General features: G+C 42.0%; 13 protein-coding genes and 1 pseudogene. 3 read left to right on the top strand and 11 right to left on the bottom strand.

Translation table 11 applies throughout. The annotated features are described in order from the left end of the window. The first annotated feature begins 113 nt into the window (after positions 1-113). A complete protein-coding gene (gene iscB / locus F6K53_RS13535; protein ID WP_293064150.1) occupies positions 114-1,373 on the top strand; it encodes an RNA-guided endonuclease IscB in 1,260 nt (419 codons plus the stop codon). An 817-nt stretch (positions 1,374-2,190) separates the two neighbouring features. After that, positions 2,191-2,403 carry a hypothetical protein gene (locus F6K53_RS13540; protein WP_158069537.1) on the top strand — a complete coding sequence of 71 codons (213 nt, stop codon included), beginning with the start codon at positions 2,191-2,193 and terminating at the stop codon, positions 2,401-2,403. 597 nt (positions 2,404-3,000) lie between these two features. Here the strand turns inward: F6K53_RS13540 and F6K53_RS13545 are convergent. Both F6K53_RS13545 and F6K53_RS13550 read right to left on the bottom strand, forming a co-directional pair. Next, entirely contained in the window at positions 3,001-3,225 is a 225-nt protein-coding gene (locus F6K53_RS13545) for a hypothetical protein (protein ID WP_293029159.1), read from the bottom strand. Between the two features lie 323 nt (positions 3,226-3,548). Beyond that, positions 3,549-6,098 carry a COR domain-containing protein gene (locus F6K53_RS13550; protein WP_293081060.1) on the bottom strand — a complete coding sequence of 850 codons (2,550 nt, stop codon included), beginning with the start codon at positions 6,096-6,098 and terminating at the stop codon, positions 3,549-3,551. 301 nt (positions 6,099-6,399) lie between these two features. Here F6K53_RS13550 and F6K53_RS13555 point away from each other — a divergent pair, with 301 nt between their 5' ends. After that, complete coding sequence (locus F6K53_RS13555) at positions 6,400-6,651, top strand: UPF0175 family protein (RefSeq protein ID WP_293081063.1); 252 nt, start codon at positions 6,400-6,402, stop codon at positions 6,649-6,651. A gap of 151 nt (positions 6,652-6,802) precedes the next feature. Here F6K53_RS13555 and F6K53_RS13560 read toward each other — a convergent pair whose 3' ends face one another. The 9 genes and pseudogenes from F6K53_RS13560 to urtA all read right to left on the bottom strand — a co-directional run bounded on the left by F6K53_RS13560 (position 6,803) and on the right by urtA (position 14,012). Continuing rightward, on the bottom strand, positions 6,803-7,027 hold the full coding sequence (locus F6K53_RS13560; RefSeq protein ID WP_293044590.1) for a hypothetical protein: 225 nt from the start codon (positions 7,025-7,027) through the stop codon (positions 6,803-6,805). Between the two features lie 312 nt (positions 7,028-7,339). Next, positions 7,340-8,041 (bottom strand): urea ABC transporter ATP-binding subunit UrtE, encoded by a 702-nt coding sequence (urtE, locus tag F6K53_RS13565; protein WP_293081065.1) that lies wholly within the window; start codon positions 8,039-8,041, stop codon positions 7,340-7,342. A gap of 812 nt (positions 8,042-8,853) precedes the next feature. Next, positions 8,854-9,591, bottom strand: a pseudogene (gene urtD, locus F6K53_RS45850) (urea ABC transporter ATP-binding protein UrtD); the annotation flags it as partial. Further along, positions 9,572-9,721, bottom strand: a complete 150-nt coding sequence (locus F6K53_RS13575; RefSeq protein ID WP_293081071.1) for a hypothetical protein — start codon at positions 9,719-9,721, stop codon at positions 9,572-9,574. The pseudogene urtD and the gene F6K53_RS13575, both read right to left, overlap by 20 nt. A gap of 189 nt (positions 9,722-9,910) precedes the next feature. Continuing rightward, on the bottom strand, positions 9,911-10,039 hold the full coding sequence (locus F6K53_RS13580) for a hypothetical protein (RefSeq protein ID WP_293081074.1): 129 nt from the start codon (positions 10,037-10,039) through the stop codon (positions 9,911-9,913). Next, positions 10,029-11,195 carry an urea ABC transporter permease subunit UrtC gene (gene urtC / locus F6K53_RS13585; RefSeq protein ID WP_293023541.1) on the bottom strand — a complete coding sequence of 389 codons (1,167 nt, stop codon included), beginning with the start codon at positions 11,193-11,195 and terminating at the stop codon, positions 10,029-10,031. Before urtC ends, F6K53_RS13580 begins: the two co-directional genes overlap by 11 nt. Then, complete coding sequence (locus tag F6K53_RS13590) at positions 11,179-11,328, bottom strand: hypothetical protein (RefSeq protein ID WP_293023544.1); 150 nt, start codon at positions 11,326-11,328, stop codon at positions 11,179-11,181. Before F6K53_RS13590 ends, urtC begins: the two co-directional genes overlap by 17 nt. Before the next feature lie 34 nt (positions 11,329-11,362). After that, complete coding sequence (locus tag F6K53_RS13595; protein ID WP_293064085.1) at positions 11,363-12,532, bottom strand: branched-chain amino acid ABC transporter permease; 1,170 nt, start codon at positions 12,530-12,532, stop codon at positions 11,363-11,365. A gap of 187 nt (positions 12,533-12,719) precedes the next feature. Next, positions 12,720-14,012: an urea ABC transporter substrate-binding protein gene (gene urtA, locus F6K53_RS13600; protein ID WP_293044598.1), complete on the bottom strand. Its 1,293-nt coding sequence runs from the start codon at positions 14,010-14,012 to the stop codon at positions 12,720-12,722. Positions 14,013-14,312 lie beyond the last annotated feature (300 nt).

Below are 14,312 nucleotides of genomic sequence, written 5' to 3' on the forward strand. Positions count from 1 at the left end.
CCAGCTCCCAGCCCTATCGTCAACTATTAAGTCAAAGGCAAAATGTGTGGTTGACACGACAAGCCATTACAACATGGTCGAGGAAAACATTACCGAATCGAGACGCACTAAAAATGCAAAATTATGTATTTGTCATTGACACGAATAAACAACCGTTAAACCCCATATCCCCCAAGAAAGCGCGTCGATTATTGGACAAAGGTAAAGCGGCGGTTTTTAGAATGTATCCATTTACGATTATCCTCAAGACTGCGATCGCAAACCCGACTATCTCCCCTTGTCAGATCAAGATAGATCCAGGTAGCAAGGTGACTGGGTTTGCTCTAGTTCAAGACGACCAAGTTATTTGGGGAATGGAATTAGAACACAGGGGAGGATTGATCAAGAAAAAATTAGAATCTAGAAGCGCTGTTAGACGTGGGAGGCGTAATCGCAATACTCGTTACAGGAAGCCAAGATTTCTTAATCGTAAACGTCCAGAGGGTTGGATTGCTCCCAGCCTAGAACACAGGGTTTTGACTATTGAAACCTGGGTGAAGCGACTGATTAAGTTTTGTCCAATCAATGAGATCTGGGTTGAAAGAGTCAAGTTTGACACTCAAAAAATGCAGAATCATGAAATCAATGGAATCGAGTACCAACAAGGTGATTTGGCCGGATATGAGGTGAGGGAGTATTTACTTGAGAAGTGGGGAAGGGAGTGCGCCTATTGTGGCAAACAAAATATCCCTCTACAGATTGAGCACATTCACCCAAAATCTAAAGGTGGAAGCGATCGAGTTAACAACCTTTGTCTAGCTTGCGAAAAATGTAATCAACGAAAAGGCAATAGACCTATAGAGGAATTCCTAAAAAAGAAACCAGGCTTGCTGCAAAAAATCAAAAATAAGGCGAAACAACCATTATCAGATGCAGCAGCGGTGAATACAACTCGGAACAGAATAGTAAAGGTGCTCAAAGAAGTAAAACCAGTGGTTACTGGTACTGGCGCTCAGACCAAATACAACCGGACTAAGCTAGGACTGTCTAAACAGCATTGGATTGATGCAGCTTGTGTTGGAGATATTAAAACCTTGGTATTGAGAACCTCTCAACCACTACTAGTCACCTGCAAAGGACAAGGAGGCAGACAAAAAGCTGCACTCAATAAATATGGCTACCCCATTAGACATAACCCATTGAAACCCATCAAGGGTTGGTCTAGTGGTGATATAGCTAAAAACCTTTTAACGGGGGAGTTTGGGAGGGTTAATCCTAGAAGTAAAAGTAACTCCTTTAATTACACTGCTCCCGGAAAAAAAGCGATAAGCTTACACCTCAAGAATTTACTTAGAGTTCACAGAAAGGATGGCTATAGTTATGGATTTTGCTGATAAATGCCAGGAATTACCTGGAAATATTCTTCCTATCACATGCAGTAGAAGCGAAGCCGGTCAACCTGGATATCGCTCCAAATTACCCATGCATGGCTTACAAATGCTGAGCTTAACATTGGTATAGCACTACCCATTAAAGTTAGGACATTGATAAAATCTCAAACGCTAATGCACCTTAATAAGGGGGAATTCCTCTTGCCTTGCGCGTAGCGCTATATCAGCTATTAGCCGTAGGCCAGGCTAGGCCAACATTTGATGCCCTAAAGATAGTGCTACTAGATCGGTACTTTTGACTAAAATAAGCTCACGGCTGACGGCACCTCAAGTAGCGTGAGCTTTTAGCTCACGGCTGACGGCTGAATGCTTACGTGGTCATTACGATCAATTTAATTGATTTTAGTGCGATCGCTAAAACTGATCCCACGTATACTAGGCAAGTTTAGCTATAGCATTTTATCATAATAAATACTTATTGTCAATAAACTGGAAATATTTTTTAATAAACCCCGCCTCGTTGTGTTTATAAACCCACAGAATGTTTCAGACAGACATCCAGGGATAGGTGGTTGTAGCTGAAACCGATTTCTACCGTTGCGATGCTCCGAAAGAGCCGCTAAACGCGCATCGCACCAGTAGCAAAAACCAACATCCCAACTCAAGGGCGTACGCTAAGCAAAACTAAGCCCACGGATCAGGACATTCTTTCCTGATTTTTTACAAATATGAGATAAACCATTAGCAGCTGTGTATACCCGCACAGCTGATCGCACAGGTGCATCTTACTGATTACTAAATTACTATGTTGGACTTCTTTTTGATCGGCGACACCAAGTGGCTGTTTGAAACTGCCATGGACAACCCCGAATTGGCTCCGTCCGTGGTTGAACTGCTCTTCCTAGAAGAGATTAAGTACAACGTTCGTGACAGCTCAATCTTAAAACACGACTATCATCTGACAAATTTAAGACAAGTCTATGTTGACACTCTCCGGTCTAAAGACCCGGGGCAGGATAGTAGTTATCAATAGTGCTAAAATAATAAGTTGCACAATATATATAGCAATTCTCATAGTCATGAGCGACATTGCTTATCCTTTTAAGGCAGAAGGCACCCACCCCTAACCCCTCCCAGGAGGGGAATGGCAGAAGGCAGCAAGGCAAGAAGGTCTTAAGGCAATAAGTGCCAATCAAAAGTGTACCTCATAGCTATGAGAAACGCTAGAAATAGTAGCAGCTAAAGATTTAGCATTGCTGAATAGCTGTTAATAATCAATCTCAGTAAAAGTTAATGTAGGGTGGGCAGTGCTTGATACAGATCAGATCAGCTGACAAAGTCCGTTGCTAGGCACTGCCCACCATCGGTGTAGCCCCAATCGGAATCTGATCCGATTGGCCGTTGGCCACGCTACGCGATTGACCGTAGGTCACGCGGGGCGCGTTCGCACTTCCCAATTCCATTAAATTAAAACCAAAAAAAATAGCCGTAGAAATACTATCCACGGCTATTTCACTGCTGTAAACGCAATTGTCTTGTCTATCAGTTTCCGAATCAATCCGGATGTGATTCTACCCGAACAAACCGGAGCCTTTGACCAGGGGGGAAACCCCCCCAGAAATTTAACCTATTAACGCCAAGTCGAAGACTTGGTTGCAAAACTAATTACTTCCCCTGGAATGCCCGTCGGCTGCAAAGGGCTCCACTCGGAAACATCTGCATACCCCAGTGCATAAAGGCTGTAAATAGTATTAGTTACTGCTTCAGGAGAGCCCTTAATGTACTTAATACGTTTTTTCTTTGGGTTAGAATCCTCAGAATTATTGTCGTGATTCGGAATAAAGTCTGTAGACATGATTAAAAAAATCAATTTCGTTGACAATGATTATTGTAATGATTATGATATAGTTTGTCAAGGGTTTTGAAAAACTTTTTTTTGGGTAAGTAATTTTAGGATAAATTGTCAGCTATCAGCTTATGTAGGGTGGGCAGTGCTAAATAGATATCACCTAAAAAAGCCCCTTGCTAGACACTGCCCACCCTAGGGCGTGTTTTCAAAGTTTTCCGCAAGATTTAGATCCCCCCCAGCCCCCCTTAAAAAAGGGGGGAGCCATAGTCAAAGTCCCCCTTTTTTAAGGGAAACGGGGGATCTCCGAGGCAAGAAGACACACCCTACGATTAATCTACTTGCTCTTGTTGTGTTGCTGGATATCGACTAGGATTTTCTATTACCTTGTCATTAAGAAGTCCGCTAAACAGCCATGCCCCTAATCCTACAAATAAGGTCGCTATTATGCCGATCAGAGCAAGTTTATTGGAGAGATTCCATTTCTCCTCTGTGGGTGACCCATTGACAGTAGCTTGGATAGTATTGTGGTTAGACTCTTTACCTCCTGCTCCTATTACCGTACTTCCGTCCCTAACGTTGATTTCGTTTTTTTCAGACATAGTTTGACTCCCTGTCGTTTCAATATTATTATTATTAATAATAATAATATCAGCTTTGTTTAGCTGTCGATCTATATCCCGTTGTTCATCTTTATTGAACTTATTGCAACCTATATTATAATCAATAATTAAACTTGATACCTCAACTGTATTATAGGGAGGACTATCACATTGAATCGTATTCTGACCATAAGCAATACGCTCTCTTAATTTATCAAATTGATATAAATAAGGATTTTGACTGTTTTTACAAGTAGAACAATTACAGGGGATTAACTTACTACACTTCAATCGCTTATAAAAATCATGGATCTTATCTAGTTCGTTAGTAACAATAGTCAACAAGTCTCGTTTATGTCTACCAGTAACTCTAATTTTAATTTCTCGCTGTTCGTAATATTCAATTACTTCTGCTTTGGTGTTATCTTTGTTTAAGATAACCCCACTTCTCCAGACATATTGCTGCTGGTAAATCAACTTATGCATTTCCACAATAAACCGAGTTATAATACCTTTGGGCATGAAGTCATAGGTATAGCGGAGAATTAGATTGTCAGATTGATCCCAATCATACTCAGGTTGATTTAATGTTAGTAGTTGTGGCGCGATGTAGCTATCTTTACTCCCAGGGATTTGATAGCAAAGTTTAAAATTAATCATCAATTGTACCAGTTCATCCTGCATATCAGCATATTTTTCTTCCGACCAAATTTTTTCTAAATCAGCGCGGTTAAAGCAACCTCGATTGCGAATAACGTCATTGTTATCCAGGACTTTATAGACAGCATCAGTAGCCCATTCCGGTTTGAGAATCACCTTTTTCTTTAATAGAGAGTCATATTGAAAATGCAAACACACTCCCAGATCGTGTAGGTACCCGCTTAACTGTAATTTATCGTTGTCATTAGTAAACCCATTGTTTGAGCAGATCTGTAGATATTCCTCCCGACTGATGTGATTACGGCTATCTTCTTCTAAAGCTTCTCTGACTTGTTTCCATGTTCTAGGTAAAGCTACTTGTTTGATGTGGGGGAGGTTGCTAATATTAAATTTAATTTGGGTAAGAAGCTCCTCTAAACCTCGGTTAGTAGCTAGGTTGGTTGCTAGGGTTCCTTTCAAGTTGGTAAACCGTCCCCGTAAGGCGCACTCCTTTATTTCTATATGACGATTTTGTCTCTCATTCTTGATAATTAAAAGAGGACTGTTGTCGCTTAAGAGTTCTACTATATTAAGCCAGTAGTCGAAGTCTGTGTCTTCTTTACTGGTATCTGCTACTAGGGTGTAAAGAGAACGTTTGGTCAGGAAGAATTGATGAGTGGCGTGATAAATTTCTTGTCCCCCAAAGTCCCAGATATTAACCCGAAAGTCTCGACCGTCCTCCAGTGGAAATGTCCATTGGATAATGTCAATCCCTTCTGTAGATTTTTCGTTTTCCTGTAGTTGATAGTCTGGGTTTTCTATCTTTTTAGCTAGTGTTGTTTTTCCAGCACATCCTTCACCGACAATGAGGAGTTTTGCTTCATAGATATAATCTTCTCCTTCTTTCAGTTGTCGGAAATAATCTCTGATTGCTTCAATATCCTTTTCTGCAATTTCTATTGGTATATTTTCAAGGGGATTATCCCTTAAATCAAGCTTGGTTAAGTTAGATAGCTTGGTGATGGATTCTGGGACTGTTATTAATTGATTAAAGCTTAAATCAAGCTGGGTTAAAAGGATTAGCTGATTGATGGATTCTGGGATTTTTTTTAAGTTATTTGTCCTTAAATTAAGCTCGGTTAAGTTGGTAAGTTTTCCGATGGATTCTGGGACTATTGTTAATTGATTAAAGTGATTAAAGCTTAAATTAAGCTTGGTTAAGTTGGTAAGCTTTCCGATGGATTCTGGGACTGTTGTTAATTGATTTTTACTTAAATTAAGCTCGGTTAAGTTGGTAAGCTTTCCGATGGATTCTGGGACTATTGTTAATTGATTACCGCTTAAATTAAGCTTGGTTAAGTTGGTAAGCTTTCCGATGGATTCTGGGACTGTTGTTAATTGATTACCGCTTAAATTAAGCTCGGTTAAGTTGGTAAGCTTTCCGATGGATTCTGGGACTGTTTTTAATTGAGTACCGCTTAAATCCAATACTTCCAACTGTGATAAATTAAAAACTTCAGTTAGTATTTCAGTTACCTTAACATCATCGTAATACAAAAAATCACGGCTTAAATCTAACTGTTTAAGCTGCTTCTTTTTTGCTTCTCTTATTTTCTTAACAAGATGTTTTTGGACAGCCATTTTTATTAATTCTTAATTATAAATTATAGTGGTTTGAAATTAGGCGAGGTACATTTTTTAGGGAGTAGGGAGCAGGGAGCAGGGAGCAGGGAGCAGGGAGCAGGCAAGAGGCAAGAGGGAAAAAATCCTATGTACCTCATTAAACTAAAAACTGCTATACTTATGAAGTTCGTAGGGTGCGTTAGGGACGGGGGAGCCATGATTGTAGTGTTAGGATAATCTCTCCCGTAACGCACTATCTGGTCAAACGGCAAAAATGAGATGCACCCTTTCAATAATACCACATTTTAGCATATAACTAATGTCAGAAGTCACAATTAACTTACCTGAAGAGGTTTTTAGTGCCCGTCGCCTTCCCCCAGAAGAATTTGTGCAGGAAATGCGGCTTGCTGCTGCTATCTACTGGTATCAAAAGCGGGAAATCTCCATGGAAAAAGCAGCCTCCGTCGCAGGGTTAAACCGTAGGGACTTTCTGGCCGCCCTATCCCGCGAACAAATTGATGTCTTTGCTGTTGACTTTGACGATCTAGAGCGCGAGATGAACCGTGGCTGAACTTCCTGCTATCAACACCTGCTCACAGATAAAAAAGTTATAATTTGAGTCGAGTAGTAACTCACTAAAACGGGATTTATCTGTAGAGTAATGCTGAGAACAAAATGTTGGTATCAACTATAACTGCTTGGTTTTGTCCGATCACAATTTACTACTTATCAAGTTTAGACTTAACCTTAGACCAAACGGTAGAGTCAATCTCATCAGCTAATTCAGCCGCTACCTCTTCTGTGAGTTGACTGCGCTGGCTGATTGACTTGAATTCAAGATAGTTGAGGAGTTGGGTCAGTTGCTGATAATCAATTGCTGTCTTATCAATCTTGATGATGATCGTTTGGTCATCAACACTAAGATTGTAATAAGGATTGTTAGACATAAGTTATAAGTCAATACACTAGTATTGTAATATATTCTATATGCTATACCAAAGGGAACAGGGAACAGGGAACAGGGAGTAGGGAGTAGGGAGTAGGGAAAAGGGAACAAAAATTATCACAATTCATTTAGGATTGGTATATCTATAGCTATTTTTACTTTAATGAGGTACACACTTTTTTCCCTGTCACCTCTTCCCCTCCTGGGAGGGGTTAGGTTTGGGTTACTCTTCCCTGTTCCCTGTTCCCTGTTCCCTGTTCCCTAAAACCAGAAACTCTGTACCTCACCAAATTAAAAACCGCTATGTAACGATTCAAACCGCTAAGAATTGCTGAATCACATCCTGACTGAGTTCACTAGTCGCCCCGGATGCCACAATGCCACCCTTCTGCATGGCATAGTAGCGGTCAGCTTGTCGAACAAAATGTAGATGCTGCTCGACTAAGAGCACAGAAATCCCAGTGCTTTCAATAATCCGGCGCACAGCCGCTTCAATTTCCAAAATAATCGACGGTTGAATCCCTTCGGTGGGTTCGTCTAACACTAATAACTGAGGACGTCCCATTAATGCCCGTGCGATCGCTAATTGTTGCTGTTGTCCACCACTCAAGTCACCACCCATCCGGGACAACATTGATTTTAAGACTGGAAACAGCTCAAAGATAGTGTCTAGGATGTCGTCTTCAGCCTTTCTACCCCCTCGACGTGCTTCTAAACCCAGCAACAAATTCTCTTTCACCGTTACCCGAGGGATAATCTCCCGCCCTTGGGGAACATAGCCAATTCCTAATCTGGCTCGTTTATCGGTAGATAGTTTGTTCAGGGGTTGACCAGCAAAGGTAATGGTGCCAGTGCGGGGTTTCAGTAATCCCATAATCGTTTTGAGTAGAGTAGTTTTGCCCACACCATTCCGTCCAATCAGGCAAACCATTTGTCCTGCTGGTACATTCAAATCTACATTTCTGAGAATGTGGCTTTCACCGTAGTAGACATTTAAATTGGAAATTTTCAGCATAAGAGTTTTTTATAATTTAGAATTAAGAATTTAGAATTTAGAATTGGGAATTGGGAATCGGTAATCGGGAATTGGGAATCGGGAAGTTAGAAGTTAGAAGTTAGAAGTTAGAAGTTATAATCGGGAATTTAGAATTTAGAATTTAGAATTTAGAATCGGGAATCGGGAATCGGGAATCGGGAATCGGGAATTGGGAATCGGGAATCGCAAAAATCCCTATATAGTGGATTAACTATTGCTAGCATGCCTATTGCCTATTGCCTTAAATGCTATAGCGTTTCTAGGACTCATGAGGTATACAGGATTGTTTCACTCTTGCCTAATCCCTGCTCCCTGCTCCCTGCTCCCTGCTCCCTAAAACCTAGATATTTGTACCTCACAAGTCGTAAAATTGCTATATAGCACTTTACCCTTTACCCTTCTCCTACTTCTGCTTCCAAGCTTTTTACCACTTCTGCTGGCAGATCCAACAGCTTCACTAAGTTTTGGTAAGCCGCTGCTTCAGCATCGTTAATTTTTGGTTCGCTAGGTGTACGGGAACTTGATTTAATCACTTCATAAGCCAGCTTTACGATTAGTTTTCGTTCTTCAATACTTTCTATTTCACTAGTCAACTCTTCGATAGGAACATTAAGTGCTAAATAATTCTGTAACTCTTGTTGCAATTGTTGCTGTTGTTCTGCATCTGTCGCAAACACTTGGCTAAAGCGAGATATCATCACATCAACTTCTTCTCGTGCCAGATTACCATCAGACCAAGCCATAGCAGACACAATCCGTAGCATTTTCATTTGTTCCGCTGTAATCGATGGCTTTTGTCCTAAATACACTTCAATAACGCGGGGGTCATTTTGGACTTGATCCATTGTGCCTTCACACAACACTGAACCCTGATGTAACACGGTTACTTTACGAGCAATCTGGCGTACGAATTCCATATCGTGTTCAATCACAATAATGGAATGACTCTTAGCTAGAGCTAACAGCAAATCTCCGACATTTTCTGTCTCTTCATCCGTTAAACCAGCCACCGGTTCATCTACTAGTAATAAATCCGGAGACTGAGCCACTAACATCCCAATTTCTAACCGCTGTTTTTCGCCATGGGAGAGTAACTCGGCCAGTAAATTCGCTTTTTCCACTAACCCAATGGTTTGCAGCAAACCCGCTACTGTCCGTTTTTCCCCCGGTAATGTACGCCCAAACAGGGTGGAAAACACATTTTTATCACGATTGCAGGCTAAATCTAAATTTTCCCGAACCGTTAGATTTAGGTAGACTCGTGGTGTCTGAAATTTTCGACCAATCCCGAAGCGAGAGATTTGGTGTTCCGATAAGCCTCGCAAATCCTGCCCCTTAAACAACACCCGTCCCTCCGTTGGCTGTACTTTCCCAGTCACTACATCCAGAAACGTAGTTTTCCCAGCACCATTAGGACCAATCATCACTCGCAATTCCCCAGTATCCATACTAAAGTTAAACTGGTTAATTGCTTTGAAGCCGTCAAAACTTACAGTTAAGTTATCAATTTCAAGAATTTTTGAGTTCATTGTTTTTAGGGAATAGGGAGTAGGGAGTAGGGAGTAGGGAATCGGGAATCGGGAATCGGGAATCGGGAATCGGGAGTAGGGAATCGGGAATCGGGAATCGGGAATCGGGAAAAAATCCTGTGTACATCATTGTCTTGATGCAGTCGCGAATGGGGTAAATAACTAATGAATAATAACTAAGCTGTTGTGCATTTAAATGGGATATTGTTCAGTTATATAGCGTTTCTAGGATTTATGAGGTATGCTTCTCAACCTCAAAGTCCCCCTTGATAAGGGGGATTTAGGGGGATCCCTTTGTACCTCATGGCATAGAGAATTGCTATAAAACAAACCCTATCCCCCGACTCCCGACTCCCGACTCCCGACTCCCGACTCCCGACTCCCGACTCCCGACTCCCGACTCCCGATAATGAAGAGCGCTGTAAATCAAGACCAGTTTAACGACCAATCTCTTCTTTTTCCCGTTGGACTACTGGATCTTTTTCTAGGCTGGGGTAAGTTGTGATCACTGGTTTTTCGGTACCAAAAAGCGATCGCATTTGTTCAATTCCCTCGTCTCGCAACCAGCCGACAATACCATTAGGCAGTACTGTCACTACAATTAGGAACAGCGCGCCCTGGAAAAATAGCCAAACTTCAGGAAATTGCTCACTCAACAAGGTTTGAGCTAGTCTGACTAATAAAGTACCCAGAATTGCTCCCACTAGAGTTGCTCGTCCTCCCACAGCCACCCAAATCACCATCTCAATGGAAAACGCTACTTCCATATAGCTGGGGGTAACAATCCCTGATTGTACGGTATAAAGCGCCCCAGCCACTCCAGCGATTCCCCCAGAAACCGCAAATACCAGGACTTTGAATCCGGTAGGATCGTAGCCAGAGAAACGCACCCGATTCTCATCATCCCGTATGGCAATTAACAACCGACCAAAACGTCCACTGGTTAACCAACGGCACAATAAGTAGATCAGAACCACACACAGGATACTAATTTCGTAGAAAGCTAACTGAGCTTGTTTAGAACTTACTAACATTCCAAACAGGGTTTCTGTATCAGTTTTCAACCCATTAGTACCATTAATTAGCTTTTGCTGCCCATTGAAAAAATTGAATAAAACCAGCAGTGCGGCTTGGGTCAAAATCGAGAAATAAACCCCTTTAATCCGGTTACGAAATACCAGATAACCCAGCAATCCTGCCACGATACTGGGAATTAAAACAATAGCAATTAGGGTGAAAGGAAACGAATAAAATGGCTGCCAGAAGAATGGGAGTTCTTTCACTCCATAGAGGGTGAAGAATTCCGGTATTTCTCCTTCTGGTAATTGCAGTTTGAGGTGCATAGCAAAAGCATAGCCCCCCAACGCAAAAAATATACCATGTCCTAGACTCAGCAGTCCGGTATACCCCCAAATCAGGTCAATCCCAATCGCGACAATAGATAATGACAAAAAACGCCCCAACAGCTTGAGGCGAAAATCCGGCAAAATTGCTGGCATTAATAACGCGAAAACTAGAGCAATTGCTACGATTGCTACTATTTCTATGATTAACTTTCGTCGCCGCTGCTTTTTAATGGCTTGTGTTCTAGATACATACGTCATAATTTATGAAAATAGCAACTATAGCAGTTCTCAATTTAGTGAGGTACTTTAGCAAAGGGAGTAGGGAGTAGGGAGTAGGGAGTAGGGAGTAGGGAGTAGGGAGTAGGGAGTAGGGAGTAGGGAATCGGGGCAATACAATTGACTGTACCTCATAAGTACGAGAAACGCTATAATTCTGCCGTGCGTCCTTTTTGTGGGAATATTCCTGAAGGTCTCACTTGTAAAAAGGTAATAATTAAAGCGAAAACCATAACTTTTGCCATACTGGTGGTCGCAAAGAAGGTAAAGAAGTCCGTTACCGGTTTAAGGAACTCTACTGGCATCAACATAAAGGCTATGCTTCCCGAACCAATCAGATAGGTCAGTGTACCAATTGCTAGGGCGGCTATTATGCTTCCCAGTAAGTTTCCGACACCGCCAACCACCACCACCATAAAAGTATCGACGATATAATTTTGACCAGTATTGGGACCGACAGAACCTAGTAATGTAATCGCACAACCTGCTACACCAGCTAAACCAGAACCTAGGGCAAATGTTAACGCATCTACCGTTTGTGTTGGGATACCTAAGCAAGCACTCATATTGCGATTTTGGGTAACCGCTCGAATCCGTAATCCCCAACTGGAGCGATTTAAGAACCAGTAGGTTCCCAATAGACAAATAATCGTCAAAATAATGATAAAGATCCGGGCATAGGGCAATTGGAAGTTACCAATGGGAAATCCCCCTTGAAGCCATGCTGGTGGAGTCACGTCTACATTTCTGGCACTAAACCAAGGTCGAGTAATTGCCCGTTGACCGGTTTGTCCTAACAACACCCCAGTTACGATGGCAATTCCTAGAGATAAGAATACCATCAAAGCGATCGCCCAATTGCGAATTCTCTGCCAATCTAAACGACGGCTTAGAACCCACCTTGACCCAAAAAACAGCAGGCAAAATACCCCAATCCCAATCACCAATACCCAATTTACACTGCGGACAAACTGCCGCAATATCAAACTTACCCCCCAAGTAGCGAGAAGGGTTTCCAACGGTCGCCCATATAGATAACGAATCACCCCCCTCTCTAATACCAGTCCTACCAACGCTGCCACCAGAAAAGCTATGGGCAGGGCAAAAAATATATAGACATTAAACAACGAATCGCCCAAAAAGGCTTTAAAGGTATTTTGGACAACATAAGTTGTATAAGCGCCCAACATCATTAACTCGCCGTGAGCAAGATTAATCACGCCCATCAGTCCAAAGACAACCGCTAGTCCTAGGGCAGCAATCAGTAGCACTGAGCCAATACTAATCCCGTTAAAAATTCCTTCTAAAAGTGGCAGCACAATTTAATAATTAACTATGAATTATGAAGGATAAATGATGAATTATTGAGGATGAATTATGAATGGTGAAAACTACTTTATTTTTATGTTTTTGAAGTTTACATTAAGCACTCAACACTCAACTAACAAAACTCGATTTTAAATGCTAAGTAGTTTACTTCATAGGTCATAATTCATCCTTGATCACTTATGCTTTCTCCTTTTTGTACTTTCCTCCCTTATTGGGATCAGTCCAGTCACACCCATACCCTTTCGTTTCCGCTACATATTGATTCCAGGGGATGGGAGAAACTGGTTTAGGTGTGGATGAGACAATTTTGAACTGACCATCGGCTTGGATTTCACCAATGCGCACTGTCTTAGAGATGTGATGATTCGGATACATCTCTACTGGTCCTTCTGGTGCGCCAAATTTTTGACCGATAGCAGCTTTGCGCACAGGCTCTAGGTCAGTAGTTCCAGCTTGCTCTACCGCCTGCTTCCATAGGTAAACCATAATGTAAGCGGCTTCCATGGGGTCGTTGGTTACCCGGTCTTCGCCATACTCGGCTTTGAAGGCTTCCACAAACTGCTTATTATCGAGGCTATCGACAGATTGGAAGTAGTTCCAGGCGGCGTACTGACCAATTAGAAATTCTGGACCGATCTGCCGGACTTCCTCTTCTGCAATACTCACCGACATCGTGGGATATTTATCTGGAGTGAGTCCAGCACCCTTGAGTTGTTTGAAGAAAGCGACGTTACTATCCCCGTTGAGACTGTTAAAGATTACGCCACCATCTGGTAGTGCGGCTTTAATCTTAGAAATGATCGGGGTAACTTCTGTATTACCAAGGGGAAGGTAATCCTCGCCCACGGTCTCTCCACCCAGAGCTTTGAGTTGCTCCTTAATAATTGTGTTAGCGGTGCGAGGGAAAACATAATCCGAGCCCACTAAGAAAAACTTTTTGCCCTTGTTTTTCAGCAACCACTCTACTGCTGGCTCAATCTGCTGATTTGGTGCAGCACCTGTGTAGAAAATATTCTTGGAACATTCCTGCCCTTCGTACTGCACAGGATACCACAGCATATGGTCTTTGGATTCAAACACTGGTAGCACAGCCTTACGGCTAGCGGATGTCCAGCAACCAAAAATAGTAACGACTTGATCCTTATCAATCAGTTTGGCAGCTTTCTCAGCAAAGGTTGGCCAGTCAGACGCACCATCCTCAACAATAGGCACAATTTTCTTGCCTAATACTCCCCCGGCGTCATTAATCTCCTTGATAGCAAGCTTTTCAGCTTCCACCACAGTAGTCTCACTAATTGCCATGGTGCCAGTCAGGGAGTGGAGAATACCCACTTTGATCGTGTCTTCCCCACCAGCACTAGCCTCTGAAGGACCCGAGCTGTCTTCAGCGCAAGCCTTCAACAGAAGACTGGTTCCCAATGCCGCCGAGCTATAAAGCAGAAATTTACGTCGTCCTAATCCACTTACCATACTTTCGTACCATCCTCTACCAAATTTAGGTGTAGCCTCATTGAAAAAATTGCGAAGCTAGGGTGTGATATTAGACCTACGATGACAAGTAAACTGTTAAGTAGGATACAAACAAGCTAAATTTTCCAGCAGTTCATGAAAGATTGACATTTTTTAACATTTTTTTGGATCAGATCTACCCATGCTGAGCACTAAGTATTCACATTCTGTTAATCAACTCTTTACAGCCTGGATAAGCAAAACCTCCTTTACAAAAGCAAGAGAGAGCAAGCGAAGCCAGTACCTGTTACTATGGTTCAA

Source organism: Moorena sp. SIO4A1, from assembly GCF_010672065.1.
Classification (GTDB): domain Bacteria; phylum Cyanobacteriota; class Cyanobacteriia; order Cyanobacteriales; family Coleofasciculaceae; genus Moorena.